This is a genomic window from Kribbella turkmenica (genome assembly GCF_004348725.1).
Classification (GTDB): domain Bacteria; phylum Actinomycetota; class Actinomycetes; order Propionibacteriales; family Kribbellaceae; genus Kribbella; species Kribbella turkmenica.
The window spans coordinates 1-22,383 of sequence record NZ_SMKR01000127.1 but is presented as its reverse complement, the minus strand read 5'-3'; the positions used below and the strand labels follow the sequence as shown (position 1 = coordinate 22,383).

At 69.9% G+C, this 22,383-nt stretch carries 27 protein-coding genes and 1 pseudogene; 12 read left to right on the top strand and 16 right to left on the bottom strand.

Annotated elements, in window-relative coordinates; translation table 11 throughout:
• Both E1218_RS36730 and E1218_RS25465 read right to left on the bottom strand, forming a co-directional pair.
• A pseudogene (locus tag E1218_RS36730) lies at positions 1 to 463 on the bottom strand (hypothetical protein); the annotation flags it as partial.
• Positions 464 to 671: 208 nt separating this feature from the next.
• Positions 672 to 2,021: an aromatic amino acid lyase gene (locus tag E1218_RS25465; RefSeq protein WP_132324407.1), complete on the bottom strand. Its 1,350-nt coding sequence runs from the start codon at positions 2,019 to 2,021 to the stop codon at positions 672 to 674.
• Between the two features lie 131 nt (positions 2,022 to 2,152).
• On the opposite strand from E1218_RS25465, the gene E1218_RS25460 reads away from it, so the two are divergent.
• Positions 2,153 to 2,863: a YqeB family protein gene (locus E1218_RS25460; protein ID WP_132324405.1), complete on the top strand. Its 711-nt coding sequence runs from the start codon at positions 2,153 to 2,155 to the stop codon at positions 2,861 to 2,863.
• A 21-nt stretch (positions 2,864 to 2,884) separates the two neighbouring features.
• On the opposite strand, the gene E1218_RS25455 is transcribed toward E1218_RS25460, so the two are convergent.
• From E1218_RS25455 to E1218_RS25445, 3 genes are read right to left on the bottom strand one after another with little or no spacing between them, the layout of a single operon-like run.
• A complete protein-coding gene (locus E1218_RS25455) occupies positions 2,885 to 3,271 on the bottom strand; it encodes a pilus assembly protein CpaE (RefSeq protein WP_132324403.1) in 387 nt (128 codons plus the stop codon).
• A 54-nt stretch (positions 3,272 to 3,325) separates the two neighbouring features.
• Entirely contained in the window at positions 3,326 to 3,697 is a 372-nt protein-coding gene (locus tag E1218_RS25450; RefSeq protein WP_132324401.1) for a hypothetical protein, read from the bottom strand.
• A gap of 26 nt (positions 3,698 to 3,723) precedes the next feature.
• Entirely contained in the window at positions 3,724 to 4,425 is a 702-nt protein-coding gene (locus E1218_RS25445) for a M15 family metallopeptidase (protein ID WP_132324399.1), read from the bottom strand.
• Positions 4,426 to 4,609: 184 nt separating this feature from the next.
• Here E1218_RS25445 and E1218_RS25440 point away from each other — a divergent pair, with 184 nt between their 5' ends.
• Both E1218_RS25440 and E1218_RS25435 read left to right on the top strand, forming a co-directional pair.
• On the top strand, positions 4,610 to 5,971 hold the full coding sequence (locus tag E1218_RS25440; RefSeq protein WP_233712456.1) for a sensor histidine kinase: 1,362 nt from the start codon (positions 4,610 to 4,612) through the stop codon (positions 5,969 to 5,971).
• Entirely contained in the window at positions 5,968 to 6,708 is a 741-nt protein-coding gene (locus E1218_RS25435; protein ID WP_165949417.1) for a response regulator, read from the top strand. The genes E1218_RS25440 and E1218_RS25435 overlap by 4 nt, the downstream gene beginning before the upstream one ends.
• Before the next feature lie 106 nt (positions 6,709 to 6,814).
• Here E1218_RS25435 and E1218_RS25430 read toward each other — a convergent pair whose 3' ends face one another.
• Positions 6,815 to 7,162: an MmcQ/YjbR family DNA-binding protein gene (locus E1218_RS25430; protein WP_202866180.1), complete on the bottom strand. Its 348-nt coding sequence runs from the start codon at positions 7,160 to 7,162 to the stop codon at positions 6,815 to 6,817.
• 63 nt (positions 7,163 to 7,225) lie between these two features.
• Here E1218_RS25430 and E1218_RS25425 point away from each other — a divergent pair, with 63 nt between their 5' ends.
• Genes E1218_RS25425 through E1218_RS25415 form a run of 3 tightly spaced genes read left to right on the top strand, consistent with a single transcriptional unit; the run spans position 7,226 to position 10,249 of the window.
• Positions 7,226 to 8,302 carry an alpha/beta hydrolase gene (locus E1218_RS25425; protein ID WP_132324391.1) on the top strand — a complete coding sequence of 359 codons (1,077 nt, stop codon included), beginning with the start codon at positions 7,226 to 7,228 and terminating at the stop codon, positions 8,300 to 8,302.
• Positions 8,262 to 9,008 (top strand): esterase family protein, encoded by a 747-nt coding sequence (locus E1218_RS25420; protein ID WP_132324389.1) that lies wholly within the window; start codon positions 8,262 to 8,264, stop codon positions 9,006 to 9,008. The genes E1218_RS25425 and E1218_RS25420 overlap by 41 nt, the downstream gene beginning before the upstream one ends.
• 8 nt (positions 9,009 to 9,016) lie before the next feature.
• Positions 9,017 to 10,249, top strand: a complete 1,233-nt coding sequence (locus E1218_RS25415) for an ATP-grasp domain-containing protein (protein WP_132324387.1) — start codon at positions 9,017 to 9,019, stop codon at positions 10,247 to 10,249.
• A 30-nt stretch (positions 10,250 to 10,279) separates the two neighbouring features.
• Here the strand turns inward: E1218_RS25415 and E1218_RS25410 are convergent, their stop codons facing one another.
• From E1218_RS25410 to E1218_RS25395, 4 genes are read right to left on the bottom strand one after another with little or no spacing between them, the layout of a single operon-like run.
• Positions 10,280 to 10,687 carry an ArsR family transcriptional regulator gene (locus tag E1218_RS25410; RefSeq protein ID WP_233712455.1) on the bottom strand — a complete coding sequence of 136 codons (408 nt, stop codon included), beginning with the start codon at positions 10,685 to 10,687 and terminating at the stop codon, positions 10,280 to 10,282.
• Positions 10,688 to 10,742: 55 nt separating this feature from the next.
• Positions 10,743 to 11,039: an AzlD domain-containing protein gene (locus E1218_RS25405; protein ID WP_132324385.1), complete on the bottom strand. Its 297-nt coding sequence runs from the start codon at positions 11,037 to 11,039 to the stop codon at positions 10,743 to 10,745.
• Positions 11,036 to 11,752, bottom strand: coding sequence for an AzlC family ABC transporter permease (locus tag E1218_RS25400; RefSeq protein WP_132324383.1), 717 nt, complete (start codon positions 11,750 to 11,752; stop codon positions 11,036 to 11,038). The genes E1218_RS25405 and E1218_RS25400 overlap by 4 nt, the downstream gene beginning before the upstream one ends.
• Positions 11,749 to 12,303 (bottom strand): CGNR zinc finger domain-containing protein, encoded by a 555-nt coding sequence (locus tag E1218_RS25395; protein WP_132324381.1) that lies wholly within the window; start codon positions 12,301 to 12,303, stop codon positions 11,749 to 11,751. Before E1218_RS25395 ends, E1218_RS25400 begins: the two co-directional genes overlap by 4 nt.
• Before the next feature lie 83 nt (positions 12,304 to 12,386).
• On the opposite strand from E1218_RS25395, the gene E1218_RS25390 reads away from it, so the two are divergent.
• Entirely contained in the window at positions 12,387 to 13,253 is an 867-nt protein-coding gene (locus tag E1218_RS25390; protein ID WP_233712454.1) for an amidohydrolase family protein, read from the top strand.
• Here the strand turns inward: E1218_RS25390 and E1218_RS25385 are convergent.
• The gene (locus E1218_RS25385; protein ID WP_233712453.1) at positions 13,239 to 13,937 is read right to left on the bottom strand and encodes an epoxide hydrolase N-terminal domain-containing protein; all 699 of its coding nucleotides are present in this window, start codon (positions 13,935 to 13,937) and stop codon (positions 13,239 to 13,241) included. The genes E1218_RS25390 and E1218_RS25385 overlap by 15 nt on opposite strands.
• 199 nt (positions 13,938 to 14,136) lie before the next feature.
• Here E1218_RS25385 and E1218_RS25380 point away from each other — a divergent pair, with 199 nt between their 5' ends.
• Complete coding sequence (locus E1218_RS25380; protein WP_132324377.1) at positions 14,137 to 15,939, top strand: glycoside hydrolase family 2 protein; 1,803 nt, start codon at positions 14,137 to 14,139, stop codon at positions 15,937 to 15,939.
• Here E1218_RS25380 and E1218_RS25375 read toward each other — a convergent pair.
• On the bottom strand, positions 15,924 to 16,940 hold the full coding sequence (locus E1218_RS25375) for a YeiH family protein (protein WP_132324375.1): 1,017 nt from the start codon (positions 16,938 to 16,940) through the stop codon (positions 15,924 to 15,926). The two genes, E1218_RS25380 and E1218_RS25375, sit on opposite strands and share 16 nt — an antisense overlap.
• A 92-nt stretch (positions 16,941 to 17,032) precedes the next feature.
• On the opposite strand from E1218_RS25375, the gene E1218_RS25370 reads away from it, so the two are divergent.
• Positions 17,033 to 17,809, top strand: a complete 777-nt coding sequence (locus E1218_RS25370; protein WP_132324373.1) for a GntR family transcriptional regulator — start codon at positions 17,033 to 17,035, stop codon at positions 17,807 to 17,809.
• 88 nt (positions 17,810 to 17,897) lie between these two features.
• Positions 17,898 to 18,683, top strand: coding sequence for an arylamine N-acetyltransferase family protein (locus E1218_RS25365; protein WP_132324371.1), 786 nt, complete (start codon positions 17,898 to 17,900; stop codon positions 18,681 to 18,683).
• Here the strand turns inward: E1218_RS25365 and E1218_RS25360 are convergent.
• The gene (locus E1218_RS25360; protein WP_132324369.1) at positions 18,646 to 19,278 is read right to left on the bottom strand and encodes a flavin reductase family protein; all 633 of its coding nucleotides are present in this window, start codon (positions 19,276 to 19,278) and stop codon (positions 18,646 to 18,648) included. The genes E1218_RS25365 and E1218_RS25360 overlap by 38 nt on opposite strands.
• 66 nt (positions 19,279 to 19,344) lie before the next feature.
• Between E1218_RS25360 and E1218_RS25355 the strand changes: the two genes are divergently transcribed.
• Together E1218_RS25355 and E1218_RS25350 are read left to right on the top strand one after the other, a co-directional pair.
• On the top strand, positions 19,345 to 20,052 hold the full coding sequence (locus tag E1218_RS25355; protein WP_233712452.1) for an ArsR/SmtB family transcription factor: 708 nt from the start codon (positions 19,345 to 19,347) through the stop codon (positions 20,050 to 20,052).
• Between the two features lie 63 nt (positions 20,053 to 20,115).
• Positions 20,116 to 20,355: a hypothetical protein gene (locus tag E1218_RS25350; RefSeq protein WP_132324367.1), complete on the top strand. Its 240-nt coding sequence runs from the start codon at positions 20,116 to 20,118 to the stop codon at positions 20,353 to 20,355.
• Between the two features lie 390 nt (positions 20,356 to 20,745).
• Here the strand turns inward: E1218_RS25350 and E1218_RS25345 are convergent, their stop codons facing one another.
• From E1218_RS25345 to E1218_RS25335, 3 genes are read right to left on the bottom strand one after another with little or no spacing between them, the layout of a single operon-like run.
• Entirely contained in the window at positions 20,746 to 21,408 is a 663-nt protein-coding gene (locus E1218_RS25345) for an anti-sigma factor family protein (protein WP_132324365.1), read from the bottom strand.
• Positions 21,405 to 21,914 (bottom strand): sigma-70 family RNA polymerase sigma factor, encoded by a 510-nt coding sequence (locus E1218_RS25340; protein ID WP_132324363.1) that lies wholly within the window; start codon positions 21,912 to 21,914, stop codon positions 21,405 to 21,407. Before E1218_RS25340 ends, E1218_RS25345 begins: the two co-directional genes overlap by 4 nt.
• A 42-nt stretch (positions 21,915 to 21,956) precedes the next feature.
• A complete protein-coding gene (locus tag E1218_RS25335; protein ID WP_202866179.1) occupies positions 21,957 to 22,211 on the bottom strand; it encodes a DoxX family protein in 255 nt (84 codons plus the stop codon).
• Between the last annotated feature and the right edge of the window lie 172 nt (positions 22,212 to 22,383).

Sequence of the window (22,383 nt, the reverse complement as noted above, 5' to 3'; positions counted from 1 at the left end):
CCTCGGACTCCCGCTCGGTGGTTCGCGTCTTCGTCGGCTTCGGCGTCGGCTTCCGGGTCGGAGTCACTGTCGTCTTCTGCACCGGCGGCGGCGCGGACGTCGGCTGAGTGACCTTCGGCGGTACGACGGTCGGCGTCGCGGACGGCGTCGGCGTACTGTCGTCGACGACCTGGACGGCGACCGGGTCGCCGGAGTCGCCACCGAACAGGCCGATCGCGGACAACGCCCAGAAGTTCACCCCGAGCAGGAGCACCAGGCCACCGATGCCGGCGGACATCAGCTTGCGGGACGGGCCGCCGTACCGGCCGACCGGACCGCGGACCGGGTTGCCCCGGCCGTCGACCCAGAACCGCCAGCCTTCCGGCGGCGGCGGCCAGGACGGATCGGGACGCCAGGTTTTCGGCGGGACCCAGCTACGACGGGGCGGCGACGGCCAGGTCGGCGGGACCACGAACCGCTTCAACGATCTCCTCCATCTCCCGCCGGCGACTGCCAGGCTAGTGGATGCGCCGGAGACCCAGACACCCGCGCCAGGTCAGGTCCTCGTTCAGATCCACACGCCGTACCCTGGCCAACGACACAGACCCGGTGCAAGCTACTTGCGACTTCACTCCATCCGCGTGTCGCCCTGGCTTTTTCGTTCAACCCGTGCCTGCGCCGCCGCCCTCGGATCAGGGCCGGAGCACCGAGTCCAGCAGCCGGGTCAGGTCCGCGCCGAACGGCCGGTCCGCCGCGATCGGTGGTACGACGGCCGCCACGCCGGCGAGCAGTTCCCGGAGCCTGGGCGGGACCGGGCGCTCGGACAGCGCGAAGGCCTGGTGGACGGCGAGGAGCTCGCAGGCGGTGACCTCGCGGGTCAGGCGGACCGCTTCGGCGAGGACGCCGACCGCCTCCCAGGAGAAGCTCTGGACGTCCTCCTGACCGTTCGAGGTCTCCGCCGTACTGCTTGCTGAGGGCGACGTCAGGCGGCGGAGGGCGTGACCGGTGGCGACCGCGCGCTTGTGGACGGCGACCAGGCCGGCCTGAGGTCCGGGGTCGTGGGCGAGTTGAGCAGTCAGCCCGGTCACCCCGGGATCGAGGAGGCGGTGGAGCCGGGCGGCCGAGACCTCGGCGGCGTGCGCGAGCGCCGCGGTCAGGTGATCGCAGTGCGCGGCCAGGTCGACGCCGTGGAAGCCCGCCGTACCGATGAACTCACCGTCCAGGTACGCCGGGGAGTCGGTGACGCCGTCGAACGCGCGGTCCACGGCCGACTCCAGGTGCGCCAGGGTCCGCCGTACGTGCGCGATCACGTGACCGGCGACACGGAAGGAGACCGGCGCCTGGAGACTTCTCGGCGCGGCTTCCGGTCCGGCCAGCTCGCGGAGGCGGGTGTGCTCCGCCGCCAGCACGTCGTCGGTCCGGGCGGTGAGCGGATGATACGGGTCGCGATTCGCGCCGATCACCGCGATCGCTCCGGCCGCGACCGCGGTCAGGTGCTCCGACAGTCGCCGGACCCGGGAGGCATGCAGCGCCGCCCGTCCGGTCGTGCCCGGGATGCCTGCGAGCAGGGCGATGCCTTCCTTCGGCCCGAGCTCCAGGTCGAGCCCACCGAAGGCGTGCGCGAGCGGGATGATCTCGCCGGCCGACCCGGCGCCGCCGACGGGGATCTCGGGGGTTCGCCCGCTGTTGACGGCGTCGACCAGCTGCTGGATCAGCCCGACGCTGACGCCCGCGTCGCCGGTGAGGAACGTGCGGAGGCGACCGATCAGCACCGCCCGGACCTCGTCCGCCGGCAGCCACGGTGGTCCGCCGACCGCCCGGCCGAGCAGCAGGTTGCGCTGGTGCACCCGCTGCTCGTCCTCGGTGAGCCGATGCTTGCTCAGGGCACCCATCCCGGTGTTCACGCCGTACACCGGCCGGCCGGTGGCCAGGGTGCGGAGTACGTCGGATCGGATCGCGGCGAGGCGGTTCAGCAGGGCCGGGGCGATCGTGATCGGTTCGAGGCCGGCGGGATCGAGGTCGGCCGGCCCGGTGACCAGCATCAGTGGAACCAGAGCATCGGGCCGGCCCCGGCGGCCTGGCCGGCGGTGATGATGACTCCGTCGGTCACGCGGCTCCTCCGATCGTCGTGATTCGATACTAAAGTTTCTCGCCGCCGCGCTATGTTCGGGCCATGGGGTCGACGACACAGCCGCGCACCGTGATCGGGCACTCGACCACCGACAAGGTCGTCCTGTACGGCGGACTGCCGCTGGTCGGCCTGCTCCTCGGTCTCTTCCTGCCGCGGATCGCGGACTGGGCGGCCGAGCGCGACTGGGTGCCGTTCCAGGGTCCGCTGAAGCTGGTCGCGGGCTGGGACCAGTGGTGGGTCAGCGTGATCTGCGTCGTGATCGGCCTGCTCGCCGGCATCCTGCTCGCGGCGATGGCGCTCGAGGACACCCTCAAGGTGACGGTCACCCGGGAGTCGGTCGGGTTCCTGAAGAACCAGAAGACGCTCACGGTGCCCCGGGAGAAGGTGGCGGTCGCCTTCCTGGACGGCAAGGAGATCGTGCTGCAGGACTCGACGTCGCGGGAGCTCGCGCGGGAGAAGCACGACCAGCTGAAGTCCGAGGCCCGGCAGATCCCGGCGGCGTTCCGCGCCCACGGGTACCCGTGGACCGACGGCGGCGACCCGCACGCCGACCGGTTCCGGCGGTGGGTGGAGGACGAGCCGGAGCTGCCGCCGACGGTGAACGCACTGCTGAAGGCGCGGTCGAAGGCGTTCGACCAGGGCGACAAGGGCAAGGCGGACCTGCGCGAGCTCCGCGACGAGGTCACCAAGCTCGGGTTCACCGTGAAGGACAAGGAGAAGAAGCAGTACTGGCGGCCGACGACGTCACGCTGACGCCCGCGGCTACGGCGCCGCTCAGGCGCCGAGGAGGTGGATGACCGCGTCGGCGTACGCCTGCTCGGCGTCCGGGGCGGTGTGCCGGCTGGTGGTCAGCTCGACGCGGTAGCCGTCGGGCACGGCCTCGAGGCTACGGAAGTGGTCGCCGAGGAGGGCACGGAGCTGCTCCTCGCGCGGTAGCCAGACCACCTCGCGCTGTTCGATGCTGTCCAGCGCCCACTCGGTGGTGCCGTTGAAGCCGATCACCTTGCTGCCCTGGTAGTCGTGCACCTCGACGGTCATGTCGCTCACCACGAACACGTCGTCGTCCATGTCTCTGTCCGGCACGACGAAACGATCCCCCGCCGCGGGCGCCCACAGCACCCCGGCCTTCCGCAGTCGCCCGGCCTGCTCGATCGTGATCACCCTTCCATCCTCCCCAGGGCACACAAACCTCGCAGGTCGGCGGCGAGCCGCCGGTCACCGGTTGAGGGCAGCCCGCAGCTCGGCAGCACGCTGAGCGATCCGGTCGCGGCACTCGGTGGTCAGCGGCAGGTCGACCAGTGTGCTCGCCTGCAGCTGCCCGAGCCCGAGCTGATCGCGCAGTCGCCGTGCGGCGGTCGCGCGGTCGGCGGAGCCGGCCAGCACCTCGGCCACCTCGGCCCGGCGCTCAAACGCGGCCAGCACGCCGTCGTAGATCTCCAGCTGGGTGTGCGCCGACCGGTCCGGCTCCGGCACGATGGCCTCGCCGGACTTCTCGCTGCCTCGGATCACCTGTCGCCAGAGCGCCGGCACGGTCAGCCGGGCGCGGTTGTAGCGCCGGGGCAGCGGCTGGGCATGAGTCATGGTCATGGTCGGCTCCTGTTCTGGTGGTGGGATCAGTCGGGCACGGGGCGCGCGTACGGTTCGCGCGGCGGGCACTTCTTGCCCGGGGTGGTCATGGCCTCGAAGTGCCAGGGTTCGTTGTCGTACCGGCGGCAGATGCCGTAGCGGTAGCCGTTCCGGTTCAGCCACTGCATGGCGGCCGCCGGACCGATGTCCACGGCCTTGCCCTGCACGTGCGCGGAGTATTTGGGCGGCAGCACCCAGCGGGTGGCCGCCTTGTACGAGCCGTACCGCTTGATCGCGTCGTTCAGCAGCCGCTGCTGCTTGGCGGCGCTCCGGCGACCCGAGGTGATCCGCAGCGTGACGCCGTCGCGCTGCGCGGCTGCCATCGCCTTCCGCAGCCGCGACTTCAGCGTCGGCGACAGTCCGTTGATGCTTTCCTCGTCGTACACCGGTTGGCTCGGGGTCTTCGCCGGCGTCCTGGTGGGCTTCGGGGTCTTCCGCGGCGTGCGCGTCGGGTCCGGGAACGGCGTCGGCGTCACGGTCGCCGGTGTGTCCGGCGGCACCGCGAGCGCGGGCGCGTTCACGGTCGAGACCACCGGCTCCTTGTCGGCGGCCAGACCGAACAGCTCTCCCAGTTGCGCGTGCCACAGCACCAGCGACCCGACCGCCAGCACCACCAGCCCCGCCCCCGTCACGGACAGCAACCGTCTCCGCACCGGGCCGGCCTGGCGCGGCGGTTGGTCGTTGCTCATGGGGTACAGCCTCTCGGATCGGGACCGCGGGCACATCGGCCCCAGGGACCGTCGTCGGGCCCCGGAAGTAGGCCCTGGGTAGCAAATCGGACGCCCAGCCTCCTCCGAAAGTTGGAGAGCCTGCCCGTCCGGGCAGATGAAGCCCCGGCGAACAGCTCGTGACTACGCTGGGCAAGTGCCCTCGATGCGGAGCTCCTGGCGTCGGTTGCCGCAGGCGCAGCAGGACGTGTTGCTCGCGGCGCTCATCGGCCTGGGCTGGTTCACCGCATTGAGCCTGATCAACGACAGCACCTTCCGCCCGCGGAACCCCACGGTCTCCGTGGTGACCGGCATCTTCCTGGTCGTGACGGTCGCGTGCGTACGCCGGTTCCCGCGCACGATGCTCGTGGTCGTCTCGGTGCTCTACCCGTTCCTGTACGCCGCCGTCGGCACCGGCCTCGCCGCCCAGCTCGGGCTGACGATCTTCGGCCAGCCGGAGATCAGCGATGCAGCACTGCAGTCGGAGATCCACCTCGTTCCCCTGCTCGTCGTCGGGTACCTGGCGGCCTCCAGCGGCGTCCGGCGGTTCACCTGCCTGTTCTTCACCATGGGCAGCCTGGCCGGGCTGATGATCGGCCTGCCGACCGTGGTCGCGATCGTGCTCGGCCACGCGAACCGCGCGATCCTGTACGGCGACCGGTACCGCAACCTGCCCAGCGACCTTCCGAGCCTCTACAACTACATCGACGTCTCGCTGTTCGTGTTCGCCGAGGCGCTGATCTGCGGCATGGTGCTGCTCGGCGCCGACGCCCGCCGCCGGCGCAAGAGCGTGGCCCTGCTCGAGCAGCGGAACGCCGAGCTGGTCCGGCTGCGCGCGGTCGAGGCCGAACGGGCCGCCGTCGCCGAGCGGACCCGGATCGCCCGCGACCTGCACGACGTGATCTCCCACCACGTCAGCGCGGTGGTCATCCGGGCGCAGGCCGCCGACCGCGTGGCCGACCAGCGGCCCGAGGTGCTGCGGGAGGCGATCCGCTGGATCATTGCCAGCGGCAAGGAAGCCCTCACCGCGATGCGGGAGACGGTCCGGGTGCTCAACACCGCCTCGCCCGCGATCGGTGAGACCGCACCAGGGTCCGGCGGCGGAACCACCCCGGTCCCCGACCTGTCCGACGTCGCCCGGATGGGCGACCGGCTCAAGGCGGTCGGCGTCGACGTCACCATGGTCCTGCCCTCGCGCCAGCGGCAACTCACCTCGGCCACCGATCTGACCGCCGTACGGATCATCCAGGAGGCGCTCACCAACGTGATGGTGCACGCGAAGGCGACCGCGGCCCGGGTCACCTGGCACAGTGGACCGCAGGGCGAGCTCCTGACCATCGACGACAACGGCAACGGCGGGCCGCCGCCGGTGAACGTGCTGGAAACCGCCCGGCGGAGCGAGAGCGGCCGCGGCAACGGACTGATCGGGATGCGGGAACGGGCCACGGCGGTCGGCGGCACACTGGCCGTCGCGGCCGGCCCCCTGGGTGGATGGAGAGTACAGGCATGGCTGCCGCCGCAGAGCTGACCGACGAGATCAAGGTCCTGGTCGTCGACGACCAGGGCGTGATCCGGATGGGCCTGTCGATGATCCTCGACCACGAGCCCGACCTCACCACGATCGCCCAGGCCGAGAACGGCGAGGAAGCCCTCCGCCTGATCGACCGGTACGACCCGGACGTCGTCCTGATGGACATCCGGATGCCGGTGATGGACGGCCTGGTCGCCACCGAACGCATCACGACGGCGAACAAGGCGGCCGGGCGCTCGCGACCCGCCGTACTCGTGCTGACGACCTTCGACGACGAGGCGTACGTGTTGAGCGCCGTCCGCGCCGGCGCGTCCGGCTTCCTGCTGAAGGACACCGACCCGGACCTGCTGGTGTCCGCGGTACGCGCGGTCCACCGGGGCGACTCGCTGGTCGATCCCGCGTCGACCCGGGTGCTGCTGGAACGCTGCATGGAACTGGAGCGCCAGGTCGGGACCGGACCCTCCGAGCCCGCCGCACCACGGTCCGACGCCCGGTGGGCCGGCTTGTTGTCGCAACTGAGCGAACGTGAACGGGAAATCTTCGTCTGGATGGCACGCGGTCTGTCCAACCGCGATCTGGCCAGCAAACTCTTCGTCAGCGAAACCACGGTCAAGACTCACGTCAGCAGCGTCCTGTCCAAACTCGGCCTCTCCAGCCGGGTCCAGGCGGTCGTGGTCGCGTACGAGGCCGGCGTGGTCCGCCCGGGGGAAGCCGACGTCCGGTGGGACGGGTGATGGAGCAGTCCCACACATCCGCTACGCGCGCTCCTTCGTCGCAGGAGCGGACGTGGCCGGCGCGGGCCGGCTGCTACCTGAGGACGAGCTGGTTGCCCTCGGCCCCCTACTGGTCGGTGCCGAGGTACTCGCGGCGGACCTTCTTCGGCACGCACATGGACCACGCGTCGAGGATCAGCTCGCGGAGTTCGTCGTGGTCGAGGGCGGCGAGGCGGACCTGGATCCAGCGGAAGCGCTCGTCCGAGGGGCGCGGCGGGAAGAACTTGTCCGGTTCGGCGGCCAGGGCGGCTTCGCGTTCCTCGCGGGGGAAGGCGATGCCGATGGTCTGCTCGTCCGGTGCCACCGCGAGGTACACGAGCTGCCCGACCCGGAACTTGATCTGGTCCCGGACGAGTACCTCGTAGCTGCGCGGCAGGTCCGCTGTTATCGCTCGGATGTCCGTGATATCGACCACGGTCCCACGATAACCGGAATCGCTGACAAGGAATGTCAGTGATCCCGGCTGTACCTTGGTCTGATGCCCGAGGTGATGAGTGCGGTCGAAGGCGCCGAGGTGGTGTTCCGCCTCGGCGATCCGTCGCATGCGTTCGCGGGCGTCAAACTGTGGCAGGAGCTGGGCCTGGCAGCCGAGTTGCTGGAATTCAAACCGGTCGATTACGGCTGGGAGCTGCGCGTGCCGCGGCCGTCCGTGCACCGGATGGAGTACCTGTTCGACGTCGCCGACGTCGGCATGCAGACCGACCCGACCAACCCCCGAGTCGTCGGTGGTGCCTTCGGCGAGCACTCCTGGCTGCCGCTGCCCGGGTACGTCGAGCCGGCCTGGATCGAGACAGAGCCGGTCGCCTCCACGCTGACACCGCTGACCGTGACCAGTCCGGTCGGCGAGGTCGAGGTACAGGTCTGGGCGCCGGACGGTATCGCGCCGACGTTCGACCTGCCGCTGGTCCTCGCCCACGACGGCCCCGAGTTCGCCGCGTACGCCGATCTGACGCACTACGCCGGCGCGATGATCGCCGACTCCGCGCTCCCGCCGTTCCGCCTCGCCCTGGTCCGGCCGGCGTCGAGGAATCTCTGGTACGCCGCGAACCCGCAGTACGCCGAGGCCCTGACGCAGCACGTGCTGCCCGCGGTCGAGGCGCAGTACCGGAGCCGGCGGCCCGTCATGATGGGCGCCAGCCTGGGCGCGCTGGCGGCCCTGCACGCGGAGTGGAACCATCCCTGCACGTTCGCCGGGCTGTTCCTGCAGTCCGGGTCGTTCTTCACGCCGGAGACGGACCCGCAGGAGTCGAAGTTCGAGTACTACGCCGAGGTCACCGCCTTCGTGAAGCAGGTGCTGACGGCAACCACGGCACCGAGTACTCCGGTGGTCGCGATGACGTCCGGTACGCCGGAGGAGAACGTCCACAACAACCGGGTGATGGCGGCGAAGCTGGCCGATCTGGGGCTCGCGGTAAGGTTCGGCGAAACACCCGACATGCACAACTTCACAGCATGGCGTGATGTGCTGGATCCTGAGCTGACGGATCTATTGCGAAGCGCCTGGGGTGAGGCTGATGGAGCGGGAACAGGTCGCGCTGGAGGCGCCGGGGCTTGACCGGCCCGGCACGCTGATCCGCTACGGTCACTACGGCCGCCCGGTGCTGGTGTTCCCGAGCGAGCAGGGCCGCGCCTGGGACTACGAGAACAACGGCATGGTCGACGCGGTCGCGGACCTGATCGAGGCCGGCCGGGTGAAGCTGTACTGCGTCGACTCCTACGACCACGTCAGCTGGTCGGACCGGAGCATCCAGCTCGAGGACCGGGCCCGGCGGCACGGCCTGTACGAGTCATGGATCGTCAACCAGGTCGTGCCGGTGATCGGCGCGGACTCGCCCGGCGTCAGCGACATCGTCACCACCGGCTGCAGTCTCGGCGCGTTCCACGCGCTCAACTTCGCGTTCAAGCGGGCCGACCTGTTCCCGATCGCGATCTGCCAGTCCGGGAACTACGACGCCGCCAGCTGGCACGCGTGGGGTGAACGCGGCGACGCGACGTACTTCAACAACCCGGCCGACTACCTGGCCAAGCTGGACGGCGACCACCTGGACTGGCTGCGCAACCGGGTCTTCATCCTGCTCACGGTCGGCCAGGGCGACTGGGAGACCCACCCGACCGGGTCGCTGCCGTCCGCCCGCGCGACCGCCGCCGTACTGGAGAAGAAGGGCATCCCGCATGAGCTGGACCTGTGGGGGTACGACGTAGCGCACGACTGGCCCTGGTGGCGACGGCAGCTCGCCCACCATCTGCCCCGGTTCTGTTAGGAGATCCTGTGACTGATCGCTCAAGGCACTTGATCGGGTTGTTGCTCGGGGCCGAGGAGGACTGGCCGCAGGCGTTCGAGGCGTTGCTGCATCGGGTAGGGACGGTGACGCTGAACGGGACCGAGCACGAGTTCGGCTCCCGGCGGCTGACGATCGAGCCGTTCGACCTGACCGATCCGGTCCGGGTCGGGCTCGTGATCGACCGGCTGGCGTACTGGTACTACCACCCGCGGGAGTGGCTGAAGAAGGCCGCGCTGATGAACGGCACCTACCTGCTGAACTCGCCGTTCACCTTCCAGTCGATGGAGAAGCACAGCGCGTACTGCGCGATGCTCCGGCTCGGCCTGAAGATTCCGAAGACCGTGCTGGTGCCGTACAAGAACCCGGTCGACAACGTCCGCTGGGCGTACACGTCGGCGAAGTACAACAAGGAGTTCGACCTGGACGCGATCGCCGAGGATCTCGGCTATCCGCTCTACATGAAGCCGTTCGACGGCGGCGGCTGGCGCGGCGTGTCCCGGATCAACGACAAGGTCGATCTGCACAGTGCGTACGACGCGTCCGGCGAGATGCTGATGCACCTGCAGGCGACGATCGACTACGACAAGTTCGCCCGGGCGCTGTCGATCGGTGCCGAGACGATGGTGATGGACTTCCGGCCGGACGAGCCGATGCACAACCGGTACGCCGTCTCGCACGACTTCCTCAGCCCGTCGGCCGGGCACCAGACGGTGGCGATCAGCCGGATCGTGAACGCGTTCTTCGGCTGGGAGTTCAACTCCTGCGAGATGCTGGTCAAGGGCGACTCGGTCCACCCGATCGACTACGCCAACGCCTGCCCCGACGTCGCCGTCACCTCGCTGCACTACTACTTCCCGTGGGCGATCAGCGCCCTGGTCAAGTGGTCGGTGTTCTCGCTCGCGACCGGCCGGCGCAGCAGCGTCGACCTGCACACCGAGCGGTACTTCGAGATCGCCGACGACGAGTCGCTCGACTACGACGCGAAGGTCGACGCGTACCTCGGGCTGGCCGACGAGCACTTCGAGACCGCGAAGTACCACGAGTGGTGCGCAGAGCACCTGGGCGACTTCGACCTGCGGGTGCGCGACTGGTTCGCCGGGCCCGACTTCGACCGGCTGCTCCGGGAGACGGTGACGACGACGTACCCGGCCCACGAGCACGACCAGTTCCTCGACCACTTCCGCGGCCTGCTGAATCAATGGGTCGTCGAACAGGGCTGAGCGGTCCGCGGCTGACCCGTTCGTGGTCGATCAGTCGGTCAGGGCGTTCAGGATCGCGTGCAGGGCGGCGATCCGGGACGGCGGGATCGCGAAGACACCGCGGCTGGGATTGTGGAGCCAGCCTTCGGCGGTGAGGTGGCGCAGGTGGTGGTAGATCTGGCCGCTCGTACCGAGACCGTCCACCTGGCTGAGCGCGTTCACCGTCGTGCGGCCGTGGACGATCTCGCGCAGCAGGGTGAGCCGGATAGGGCTGCCCAGCGCCGCCAGCGCCGGCGCCACATCTGACCATTCATGCCGGGCCCGGAGCTCCCTGAGCGCCCGGGCCGCTTCGGCCTGCCCTCGTTCCGTCCGCTGCCGTCGTCGGTTCGCCGCTGTGGATTCCAGCGCGCTGATGCGCCGTTCCAGCCCTGCGAGCCGGTTATCCACAGGATCTTCCACACTGTGGATAGTACGTAGTTACGTAGCTGTTGGAAAGCTTGCCGCACGAGCTTGATCAGGCGATCACCCGTATTCCGGCCGTGAGGACGATCCCCGCAGCGACCGCCACCAGCAGCGGGACCCGGAGAACGGAAAGGAGCCCGGCGACTCCGACGCCGGTGAGCTGCGTCCAGTCCAGCCGCGTGCCGCCGAGCTCGGTGACGATCAGGCCGGCCAGCAGCACGGGCGCGATCAGACCGACGACCCGGACCGCCGCGGGGGGCAACTTGCGGTCGCCCATCAGCAGCGGACCGCCGGCCTTCATCAGCCAGTTGACGACCGTCACGGCCAACGCCGCCAGCCACACCTTCATGACGTCTCCTCTCCCGACTCGGCACGCTCGAGATCGGGATCTCCGCCGCGGTCCGGCTTCAGACCGACCAGTGCGGCCGCTGTGGCTCCGAGCAGCGCGTACCCCGGATCCGTCACCAGCAGCAGGCCGGCGGCGACCACGGCTCCGAGCAGCGAGACGACGAGCGCCCGGCGGGAACGGCGCACCTCTTCCAGCGCGAGCACCAGGAAGAACGCCGGGAACACCACGTCGAGCCCGAGCCGGTGCATCAGATCGGCCGACGGCGCGGTCAGCGCACCGACCGCGGTCCCGAGCACCCACAGGACCCACTGCGGCAGGCTCGCCCCGATCAGGCGGGACACGTCGTACCGGCCGTCGTCGCGGTGGGCGAACACGAACGACGCGTCCACCAGCGCCTGCGCCTGCAGCGCCCGCGACAGCCGGCTGCCGTGCAGGCTGTCGTTCAGCGCGACACTCATCACGAGATAGCGCCCGTTGATCAACGCGGCCGAGGCGATCGCGGCCGCGACGGTCCCGCCCGACAGCGCCGTCAGCAAGGTGAACTGCGCCGATCCGGAGAACGCCAACGCCGAGAACAGCACCGGCAGGCCGAATCCCCACCCACGGGCCTCCGCCTCGGCGCCGAAGCTGAGCGCCAGTACGAACGCCGCCCCCGCCGGGCCGAGCCCGAGACGGATGCCCTCGGCCAGGCCGGCTCGCCGGATCTCGATCATGCCGTCGCTCCGGCCTGCCGACGCCGGTAGTGCCTGCGAGCCCGGGCCCGGTTCCCGCAGTCCGTCGAACTGCACCACCGTCGCGAGCTGTTCCTGCTCCGATCCAGGAACAGCCAGCCGCAGCCGTCGTCGTCGCACTGCCGTAACCGGCTCAGGTCCTCGTCCTCGAACAGCCGCCAGACCGACAGCCGCAGCTCGTCGAGGGTGGTCGCGGCCCGCCAGGTCAGCGGCTGCGCGCACACCAACGACGCCTTGCGTACTGCGAGTTCGAACTCGTCCCGCAGTACGGCCAGGTCGGCGGCGCGTGGCTCGGCGCCGACGGCGAGCGCACGCAGTACCGCGTAGGCGGTCTCACGGCAGTGCGCGAGCTGGCCGAGTTCGTCACGAGTGATCCGCTTCGACAGCTCGAGTCCGGCGGCCGTCAGCCACCTGCGCAGGTTCGCCGGGTCAGCGATCCGGTCGACCCGCCGCCGTTCGTCCAGCCGCCAGGCCACGGTGTTGACCAGATCGACCGCCACGTGCCCACCGACGAGCTCGGGCCGGTACTCCATGCCTCACCTCCCTAACATTCAATCAGCATCATCGGTTGTTAGAGGATGGAGACGCAATCGTGGCCCGTGTCTAGGCTGTGCTCGTGCGCGACGAGGATGTGCCGGCGTGGTGGCAGCGACTGGGGTTGGACGGGCTGGTGGACGTGCACGTGCACTTCCTGCCGGACCAGGTGATGAACGCGGTCTGGTCGTACTTCGACCAGGCGTCCGAGCGCTACGGGACGGCCTGGCCGATCAACTACCGCACCCCGATTCAGGAGCGCCTGAAAACCCTGGATGCGCTGGGAGTTCGCGCGTTCCCGGCGCTGGTCTATCCGCACAAGCCCGGCATGGCCGCGTGGCTCAACACCTGGGCCCGCGAGTTCGCCGCCGCGACTCCCGGCTGCGTGCCGAGCGGCACGTTCTTTCCCGAGCCGGGTGCGGCTGAGTACGTCCGCGAGGCGTTGGAGAAGGGCACGCGGATCTTCAAGGTCCACGTCCAGGTCGGCGACTACGACCCGCGCGACGACGTACTCGACGACGTCTGGGGCCAGTTGACCGAGGCCGCCGTACCGGTCGTCGTGCACTCCGGATCCGGGCCGATCGCCGGCCGGCACACCGGTCCCGGTCCGTTCGGTGAGGTACTACGGAAGCACCCTCGGCTGACCGGGGTGATCGCGCACCTGGGCATGCCCGAGTACGCCGAGCACCTGGCATTGACGTCGTACCCGAACGTTCACCTGGACACGACGATGGCGCTGACGCCGTTCACCGAGGCCCTCATGCCGTTCCCGCGATCGCTGACCGCGCGACTCGGCGACCTGGGGGACCGGATCGTCCTCGGCTCCGACTTCCCCAACATCCCGTACGACTACGGAGTCCAGCTGTCGGCGCTGGAATCGCTGGACCTCGGCGACGACTGGCTCCGCGCCGTCTGCCTGACGAACGGCGCCCGCCTACTCGACCTCTGACCGCGGCGCGAACCAAGCCAGCATCACCCCGGTCAGAACCGAGTCCCGCTTGTCCGCGGGCGCTCTCCACGCAAGCATCGCCGCGCTCAGCACCAGCGCGCCGACCTGCTGCTCGTCGTTGACCGCGTTGAGGTTCTCGTTGAACCACCGGACCTCCGCGATCTCCCCCGGCGCCAGCCCACGCCGCTCCCCCTTCCCCGCGGGAGCCTCCGGCGGAACCGCCCCTCGGTCGTCGCGAACCAGGTACTCGTCGTACCCCAGTCGCGCCATCAGTTGGCCAAGTTCCCCCAGCGCAGTCAGTGGAAGCGAAGGCACGACCAGATGATGCGTACTCCGCAGCCCCTCAGCCGCCTCGACTGCATCCAGGACCCCGCTCGGCCAAACATGCGTCAACAGCACCGCCTCCGCCCCCGCGGCCCCCGCCCGCGAATGCATGAAGTGCAGAAACTGCCCATCGAGGTCGGTCGCCAAGTGCTCGAACCCGTTGAGCCGTACTTCGTGAGCCCGCCAGTCGTACTCGTCGACCCAGTACTCGGCCAACTCCTTGACGAACCCCGACGGCACGACGCCAGCGCCCAGCTGCCCGGTGTCGGCGCAGACCCGGATCCGCTCGTACAGCCCATGAGGGTCCACCCGCAGCCTGAGCCGCCGGACCGCCGCGACCCGCTCACTGCCCACCGTCACCCTCCCACCGTCGAACCCTCAGCGTGACACATCTCCGCCACCGGTAGCCGAGACGCCCGGCGGCCCGTTCCCGTGAGAACGACGAATCCGAGCGACGGCGGGTCGGAGGGTTCTCAGTTGTCAGAACACTGTTGCTGAGGCTATTCCAACGTTGTAGTGTCGATGCTCGCCCGCTCCTCTCCATCCTCTGGGAGTCCCGATGACCCAACCCCGCCCTGAGCACCCGCGCCCGCAGTTCGTCCGGCCGGACTGGCTGAACCTGAACGGTGAGTGGCAGTTCGAGCTCGACCGGAGCGACTCCGGTCTGGAGCGTGGAGTTCAGGACCGCGAGCTGCTGCAGCACATCGTCGTACCGTTCGCGCCGGAGTCCGAGTTGTCGGGGATCGAGAACGTCGACTTCCTCGAAGCGGTCTGGTACCGCAAGACCGTGACGATCCCGGCCGAGTGGTCCGGCAACGACGCGGTGCTGCACTTCCAGGCCGTCGACCACGACGCGACCGTGTGGGTGAACGGTGTCGAGGTGGTCCGGCACCGCGGCGGCTTCACGCCGTTCAGCGCGAACCTCGCGCACGTCGCCCGGCCGGGCGAGGAAGCCACGATCGTCGTCCGGGCGCGCGACCCGCACAAGGGCCCGCAGGCCCGCGGAAAGCAGAGCCAGCTCTACCACAACCACAGCTGCCTCTACACCCGCACGACCGGCATCTGGCAGACCGTCTGGCTCGAGGCCGTCCCGTCCGTGCACCTCAGGCGGCCGCGGATCACCCCGGACGTGGCCGGCTCCGCGTTCCACCTCGAGGTACCGGTCTCGGCCAACAAGCCGGGCCACAGGATCAAGGCCGTTCTCAAGGACGCCGACGGCGAGGTCGCGACCGCCGAGGTCCGCGCCGACCTCGACCTGGCGCCGCGGCTGACCCTGCAGGTCCCGGCCGACCGGGTCCGCCTGTGGGACACCACCGACCCGCACCTGTACGACGTCCGCCTCGAGCTGATCGATGCCGATGGCAACGTCGTCGACGGCGCGGACAGCTACGCCGGGCTCCGGTCGGTCGGCATCAACGGCAAGGCGATCCTGATCAACGGCAGGCACGTCTTCCAGCGGCTCGTACTGGACCAGGGGTACTGGCCGGAGAGCCTGATGACGGCGCCGTCCGAGGAGGCGCTGGTCCGGGACATCGAGCTCAGCCTGGCGGCCGGGTTCAACGGTGCGCGACTGCACCAGAAGGTGTTCGAGGAGCGGTTCCTGTACCACGCGGACCGGCTCGGCTACCTCGTCTGGGGCGAGTTCGGCGACTGGGGCTCGGGGGTCGCCGACACCGGCAACGACAACCAGCAGCCGACGGCGTCGTACGTCGCCCAGTGGCTCGAGGCGGTCGAGCGGGACTACAGCCACCCGAGCATCGTCGGCTGGTGCCCGCTGAACGAGACGCACCAGTTGCTGCACGACCGGATCACCCAGCTGGACGACGTGACCCGCGCGATGTTCCTGGCCACCAAGTCCGCGGACACGAGCCGGCCGGTGCTGGACGCGTCCGGGTACTCCCACCGCGTGCCGGAGACGGACGTCTGGGACTCCCACAACTACGAGCAGGACCCGGCCGAGTTCGCGCAGCAGATGGCCGACCTGGTGAACGACAAGCCGTACGGGAACACCCGCGACGGCAAGCCGATCTCGCTGGCGTACGACGGCCAGCCGTACTTCTGCAGCGAGTTCGGCGGCATCTGGTGGAACGCCGACGCGGCGGCGGCCGGCAAGGACGGCCGCAGCGCGGACTCGTGGGGCTACGGTCAGCGGGTCGCGGACGAGGAGGAGTTCTACACCCGCTTCGCCGGTCTGGTCGACGCGCTGCTCGACAACGAGCTGATGTTCGGCTACTGCTACACGCAGCTGACCGACGTCTTCCAGGAAGAGAACGGCATCTACAACTTCGACCGCAGCACCAAGCTCGACGTGCCGCGGATCAAGGCGGTCCAGGAGCGCCAGGCCGCTTACGAGAAGGACTGAATCGCCAGACTGCCCGCCGCGACCAGGACCCAGAGCACCGCTCCGAGCAGGAGCGGCCTGGGTCCTGTGTCGCGCAGCTCCCGCGGCCGCAGCGACAGCCCGATGGCGACCAGCGCGGCCGTGATCAGGCAGGTTCCGAGCAGGCTCAGGGTCGGAAGCCAGCCGACGGGCACGAGGCCGGCGGTGCGCAGACCGGCCGCGGCGAGAAAGCCGATCAGGAACAACGGAACCAGCTTCCGCCACGGCAGGCGAGCCGTGGCCTGAGCGTCACGACGTGACCTGAGCACGACGAGCGCCATGACGATCGGCACCAGCATCAGCGACCGGGTCAGCTTCACGACCAGCGCCTGGTCGCCGGCCTGCTGACTGTACGCATACCCGGCAGCGACGACCGACGACGTGTCGTTGATCGCCGTACCGGCCCACAACCCGAAGGCCTCCGGGCCGAGCCCCAGCAGGTGGCCGAGCGGCGGGAACGTCAGGACGGCGACGATGTTGAAGGTGAAGATCGTCGCCAGCGCGTAGGCGACCGACGAACGCTTCGGGTTGATCGCCGCCGTGGTCGCCGCGATCGCCGACGCACCGCAGATCGCCGTACCGACACCGATCAACGTCTGCGTGTCACCTCTGACCCCCAGCAGCCGGCCGAACAGCCAGGCGCCGCCGAGCGCGATCGCCAGCGTCCCGAGCATCACCGGCAGCGACGAGCCGCCGACGTGCACGACCTGTTGGAGCGACAGGCCGGTCCCCAGTACGACGATCGACAGCTGAAGCAGCGTCTTCGACGCGAAGGTGTATCCGGGCCGGCACAGCTCCGAGCGCAACGGGGGCACGAGCAGCCCGGCCAGGACGCCGAGCACGATCCCGAACACCGGCCCGCCGACCACCGGAACGAGCCGGCCGAGCGGGACAGCGACCCCGGTGAGCGCCAGGACGACGACCAGTCCGGGCAATCCGGTGAACCGAGGGACGGCGATTGGCCTAACCTCGACCTGCACCATGGACGCCGGTCCTCCTTCAGCAGAAATGTACGCACATTTAAGCTAGGAGATGACCGGACATTTGGCAAGCCCGGATGGAGGCACCGCACCCGATGACCGAGCGCAGGCTCGACCGCTCCGGCGGCCAGCCGCTCTGGAAGCAGCTGCAGCAGGACCTGGTCCGGCGACTGCGGGCCGGCGAGTTCGACGACGTCTTCCCCGGTGAGCTCGCGCTGGTCGAGGACTACCAGGTCAGCCGGCACACCGTCCGGCAGGCGCTCACCAAGCTGCGCGCCGACGGTTTGATCGTCGCCGAGCGCGGTCGCCAGCCCCGGGTCGCGACCTCGCCGGAGATCCGTCAGCCGATGGGCGCGCTGTACAGCCTGTTCTCCTCGGTCGAGGCCTCCGGCCTGACCCAGCACAGCGTCGTCCGGGCGCTGGACATCCGGGCCGACGGCGTCATCGCGGCCCGGCTCGACCTGGAAGCGTCCATCCCGCTGCTCTACCTCGAGCGCCTCCGCTTCGCGGGCGACGAGCCGCTCGCGCTGGACCGGGTCTGGCTGCCCGCCTCGATCGCAGCGCCGCTGCTCGATGCCGACTTCACCCATACCAGCCTCTACAACGAACTGGCGGCGAGCACCGGTCTGCGTCTCGACCACGGGCGCGAGGACATTCGCGCCGTCGTACCGACACCGGCCGAACGCACCCTGTTGCGCTGCCCGCCGGAAGCCGCCGCGTTCTCCATCAACCGCCAGGGCAGCTCACAGAACCGTCCGGTCGAGTGGCGCCACACGCTGGTCCGAGGCGACCGGTTCGCGCTGTCCGCCGAGTTCTCCGCCAACACCGGCTACCGCCTGACGACGGGCGCGGTGACTCACGCCGGCGCGTGACGCAACGGGTCGCCGCCCGGATGCCGGCCGCCGCCGCAGGTCGACGGCTCTTGACTTCACGTGAACTAGAAGTGTTGAGGTAAGCGTCATGTGGGAGATCGACGAACTCGACCTGGACGCCTACCTCGACCGGATCCGGCACCCGCGGGTGACACCGTCCGCGGACGGCCTGCGCAGCCTGCACCGCGCGCACGTGCTGGCGATCCCGTTCGAGAACATCGACGTGGTCCTCGGCACGCATCCCGGGATCGGGCCGGCCGCGATCCAGGCCAAACTGGTAGGCCGGCGACGCGGCGGCTACTGCTACCAGCACACCCTGCTGTTCGCCGCCGCGCTCGAACGGCTCGGGTTCGAGGTCGAACGCCGGGTCGCGCGGGTCCAGCCACACAAGTCGGGACCGCGGACGCACGCGCTGCCGAAGGTCGGCGCCGGCGGTCAGGAGTTCCTCGCCGACGTCGGGTTCGGTGCCGGTCAGCTCTACCCGACCCCGCTGAAGGACGGCGTGATCGTCGACCAGGGCGGCTGGGACGACCGACTGACCGTCGACGGCGACGTCTGGACGTTGTCGAAGCAGACCCCGGACGGCTGGATCCCGCAGCACGCCTCCACCGACGAGCCGGTGCGCCCGGTCGACTACGAGGTCTACCACCACTACGTGTCCACGCACCCGGACTCCCCGTTCACCGGCCGGCCGGTGGTGATGCGGGTCGCCGAGGGCGTCGTCCGCCGCCTGATCGGCGACGATCTCACCACGGAGTACGCCGACGGCCGGACCACGCACCGCGCCGTACCGCCCGAGGACCTCCCGGCTGCCCTGGCATCCCTCGACGTCGTCCTCAGCGACGCGGAGATCGACCGCCTGAAGCTTCTCTAGGGGTCTCGGTCCGGAACGACTCCCCCAGCTCCGGGCCGAGACCGAAGTAGTGCCGGAAGTTGTAGACCAACGGCGACCACACTCCGGGATCGACGTACGACGTCCCCGGCACGACGATCCGCTCGTCGGCATGCACCCGGAGCACCTTCGCCTGGACGACCAGGAAGTTGCCATCGGCACCGACCTCCATCCGGACGACGGACGCCTCGAACTGCAACGGGCACTCGGCCACCCGCGGTGGACCGACCACCTGGGACGGGACCGGTGTGAGACCGGCTGCCTCGAACTTCTCCCGCTCGAAGCGAAACCGGGCCCGCTTGTGGTCCGGCACCGGATCGCGGCCGGTCAGCGGTGCCAGCCGTTCGACCGCCTCCCACTGCTCCGGCGGCGGGAAGCTGATCACGACCTCCGGCCGGTGTCGCAGGTTGTCCGCGGTCCGGCCGGACGCGCCGAGCCCGAGTACGACGATGTCGCCGAGCGCCCACGCGGACGACATCGGGGCCAGGTTGGGGGTGCCGTCGGCGTTCTCGGTGGAGAGCAGGGCGACCGGCGTGCCGACGTACAGGATGGACGGTTCGATCGTCACGTGTGCCATGGGCTCCGACGCTAGGTCGTAGTTGGTTCGGTGGGGGCCGAAGTGCGGGGGCGGCATGATGGCAGGGTGAGTACGCAGACCGAAGGTCAGGAACTGGCCGCGTGGGCCAGGATGCTGGCCGATGCCACCAGGGCGACCGTCTGCCTCGCGCTGCTCGACGGGCGGGCCTGGACAGCGACCGAACTGGCGCGCCTGGCGAAGGTCTCGCGGCCGACGATCAGCGAGCACCTGAACCTCCTCGTCGACGGCGGCTTGCTGTCCGAGGTCCGGCAGGGACGGCACCGCTATCTCAGACTCGCCGGTCCGGAGACCGCCGAGCTGATCGAAGGACTTGCCGCGCTCGCGCCTCGTCGTACCGAAGTTCTGGACAGCCTGGCGGCGGTGAGCAAGCGAGACGCGTTCGCCCGGGCGCGAACCTGCTACGACCACCTGGCCGGCAAGCTCGGTGTCGCACTCGCGGACGCGCTGACCGAGCGCAACCTGATCGACTGGTCGGACGGTGTCGCGCTGACGCCGGAAGGCACCGCCTGGCTGACCCAGCTCGGCATCGAGGTCCAGCGACGCCACGGACGGCCTGCGCTCCGGTCATGTCTGGACGTGACCGAGCGCCGGCCGCACCTGGCCGGCGCGGTCGGTGCCGCGCTCTGTGCGCACGCGTTGCGCCACGGGTGGGTGAGCCACATCCCCGGTGGGCGCGCGTTGAAGGTGACCGCCTCGGTCCGCGAGCTCGGACTGCCTGCCGGTATCGTCCGCGAACTCCTGCCCAGAGTCTGAGAAGACAATGAGGAAACGCGGACCCGGGAGGCGCCGGGCGCGGAAACCACCTAGCCTTCGGCCATGACTGAGTTCGAGCCCGGCACCGAACTGGTGTCCCGTCTGCCGCTGCCCAGCCATGTGGTCGTCCTCGTCGGCGGCCAGTGGCGCCCCGGCTGGCTGATCGGCCGTGAGCACGAGGCGACGGGATGGACCGGTCTGGTGCAGTACGAGGGCGACGACGGCACCGAGCAGACGGAACGCCTCCCGGCGGACCGGATCGCTCTGCCGGAGTCGCACCATCCGAGCGAACAAGCGTCATAGCGCAGGGAGGAAGACGCGCGAAGGCCCCCGGTGGATCACCGGGGGCCTTCGTGCGTAACGCGGCCGGGGCGCCTGGCGGCGAACGAGAACCCCGCCCCAGGCCCTTCGGGCGGTTGACCTGGGACGGGATCCTCAGTGGCGTTACACACGGTGTATCGCTGGTGACCGCGCGAGTGTTACACGATCGCAGGAAAATTCTTCGCGCCCCCGCGGGCGGCCTGGACATGGCGTCCCGCCGGCGCCCGGGCAAGGAGCGACCCCGGCGCACGTCCCTGAACACCGGGGCCTGGAGAGACACCCTCTCGAGCGACTGCCGCTCCTGACGAACAAGTGCCCCCGGCGACGCTGGGTCAATCGTGCCGACCGCAACCGGGCCCGTGCGGACAGTGGTCAGAAGCGCACGGCGAGCAGGATCCGGCCGGTCTCCGAGCTTCGAATGTCCAGCGCACGGATCTCGTGGCGCTGCAGCTTGGTGGTCGCGGCCGGCTTGACCGTCGTCCCCGGCGCCGCCGTCCAGCTCGCGATCAGCTGCGCCTTCCCGGACGTGTCCGTGACGTACAGCTCGTATCCGCGGGCCCGCTCGCTGGGCGTCGCCAACTCGTCGTACCGGCAGCTGATCTCGATCGTCGTACCCCAGCGCTCCGGCACGAGCCGGGCGTCCGCGGAAAGCTTGCTGGCGACGGTCTGCGCGAGGACGACGTAGTCCCCTTGCGGCTCCTCGCGGCTGAGCGGGATCGCCACCACGGCACCGGCCACGGCCGCCGCGGTCGCCACCGAGGCCATCACCAGGCCGACGCGGAGACGCCGTTGACGGGTGTCCCGCTGGACCGCGCGGACCAGATCGGGCAGCAGGTTCGGCGGGTCGGCGGTGATGGTCGCGAGCGCCCGGTCGTCGGGCAGCGCCGCGAGTGCAGCGGGTACGCCGGCCAGCGACGCGACCGCAGCCGAGCACTCGTCGCACGTCCGCAGATGCTCCTCGTAGGCCCGCCGGTCCTTCGCCGACAACGCCCCGAGCAGGTACGCCGCGTCCCACTCCCGGTACGGATCGCTCACTGGCTCGTCACCCCCCTCTCCTGCAACGCGAGCTTCAGCGCCCGCAACCCGTAGTGCAGCCGCGACTTCACGGTGCCTGACGGGATGTCCAGCTCTGCGGCGATATCAGTGACGGTACGACGCCCGTAGTACGCCCGGACGATCACCTGCCGGTGTTCCTCGGACAGCTGGGCCAGCGACTCCGCCACCAGCCAAGCGTCCAGGACGGCGTTCGCGTGGTCGGCGCTCGGGTTCTCCGGCAGATCGCCGCTGGCCACCTCGCGGCTGACCCGGGCACTGCGCCGGTCGTCGATGACGAGGTTGCGCGCCACCGTGAACAGCCAGGCCCGGGCCCCCGCCTCGTCCTCGGTCAGGATCTGTGGCCGGCGCCACGCCCGCAGGAGCGTCTCCTGGACGACGTCCTCGGCCAGCCGGTCGTCGCCGGTCAGCCGGACCACGAACCGCCACAACGCCGGCGCGTGCACGTCGTGCAGCTCGCGGAGCAACGCCGCACGGTCATCGGCCATCGGCGCTCCCGCTCCGTCATGCATCGGCGTGGTCCGTTCGGCTCACTCCGCTGCTGCCTGCTGTGGTGCTGATCGCTCAACCGCCCACGCGACGTTGCCGAGGAACGCGATCAGCAGGAAGGCGAGGCAGATCAACGCCGCCTTCTCGCCACCATTCTGCACAGGTAGCAAAGCATCCACCTGGTGAACCGTGAAGTAGACGTACGCCATCGAGCCCGGGCACAGCAGGGCGGCGTCCCTGGCGCTCAGCCGGATCAGCACCAGCGCACCGGCGGCGAACTGGATCGGCGACGCCATCACGACGGCCAGGCGAACGTCTGGCAGCGCTCCAGCACCTTCATGGCCTGACTCCTCGAGGGTGTAGGGGTCGTCGCCTGTTCCGAACGATCGACCCGGCCCTCGGGTTCAACGCCGTCCAGTACTCGGCTGTGGGAACCTGAGTCACGGGGGTGGGGGGTGTTGATGCAGG

Excerpts from the sequence above, each read along its gene's own strand:
- E1218_RS25465 (WP_132324407.1), bottom strand. The coding sequence starts at position 2,021 with ATGCTGGTCACCGGGCCGGCCGACCTCGATCCCGCCGGCCTCGAACCG.
- E1218_RS25460 (WP_132324405.1), top strand. The coding sequence starts at position 2,153 with ATGGGGTCGACGACACAGCCGCGCACCGTGATCGGGCACTCGACCACC.
- E1218_RS25450 (WP_132324401.1), bottom strand. The coding sequence starts at position 3,697 with ATGACCATGACTCATGCCCAGCCGCTGCCCCGGCGCTACAACCGCGCC.
- E1218_RS25445 (WP_132324399.1), bottom strand. The coding sequence starts at position 4,425 with ATGAGCAACGACCAACCGCCGCGCCAGGCCGGCCCGGTGCGGAGACGG.
- E1218_RS25440 (WP_233712456.1), top strand. The coding sequence starts at position 4,610 with ATGCGGAGCTCCTGGCGTCGGTTGCCGCAGGCGCAGCAGGACGTGTTG.
- E1218_RS25425 (WP_132324391.1), top strand. The coding sequence starts at position 7,226 with ATGCCCGAGGTGATGAGTGCGGTCGAAGGCGCCGAGGTGGTGTTCCGC.
- E1218_RS25420 (WP_132324389.1), top strand. The coding sequence starts at position 8,262 with ATGGAGCGGGAACAGGTCGCGCTGGAGGCGCCGGGGCTTGACCGGCCC.
- E1218_RS25405 (WP_132324385.1), bottom strand. The coding sequence starts at position 11,039 with ATGAAGGTGTGGCTGGCGGCGTTGGCCGTGACGGTCGTCAACTGGCTG.
- E1218_RS25400 (WP_132324383.1), bottom strand. The coding sequence starts at position 11,752 with ATGATCGAGATCCGGCGAGCCGGCCTGGCCGAGGGCATCCGTCTCGGG.
- E1218_RS25395 (WP_132324381.1), bottom strand. The coding sequence starts at position 12,303 with ATGGAGTACCGGCCCGAGCTCGTCGGTGGGCACGTGGCGGTCGATCTG.
- E1218_RS25380 (WP_132324377.1), top strand. The coding sequence starts at position 14,137 with ATGACCCAACCCCGCCCTGAGCACCCGCGCCCGCAGTTCGTCCGGCCG.
- E1218_RS25375 (WP_132324375.1), bottom strand. The coding sequence starts at position 16,940 with ATGGTGCAGGTCGAGGTTAGGCCAATCGCCGTCCCTCGGTTCACCGGA.
- E1218_RS25370 (WP_132324373.1), top strand. The coding sequence starts at position 17,033 with ATGACCGAGCGCAGGCTCGACCGCTCCGGCGGCCAGCCGCTCTGGAAG.
- E1218_RS25365 (WP_132324371.1), top strand. The coding sequence starts at position 17,898 with ATGTGGGAGATCGACGAACTCGACCTGGACGCCTACCTCGACCGGATC.
- E1218_RS25360 (WP_132324369.1), bottom strand. The coding sequence starts at position 19,278 with ATGGCACACGTGACGATCGAACCGTCCATCCTGTACGTCGGCACGCCG.
- E1218_RS25350 (WP_132324367.1), top strand. The coding sequence starts at position 20,116 with ATGACTGAGTTCGAGCCCGGCACCGAACTGGTGTCCCGTCTGCCGCTG.
- E1218_RS25340 (WP_132324363.1), bottom strand. The coding sequence starts at position 21,914 with ATGGCCGATGACCGTGCGGCGTTGCTCCGCGAGCTGCACGACGTGCAC.
- E1218_RS25335 (WP_202866179.1), bottom strand. The coding sequence starts at position 22,211 with ATGGCGTCGCCGATCCAGTTCGCCGCCGGTGCGCTGGTGCTGATCCGG.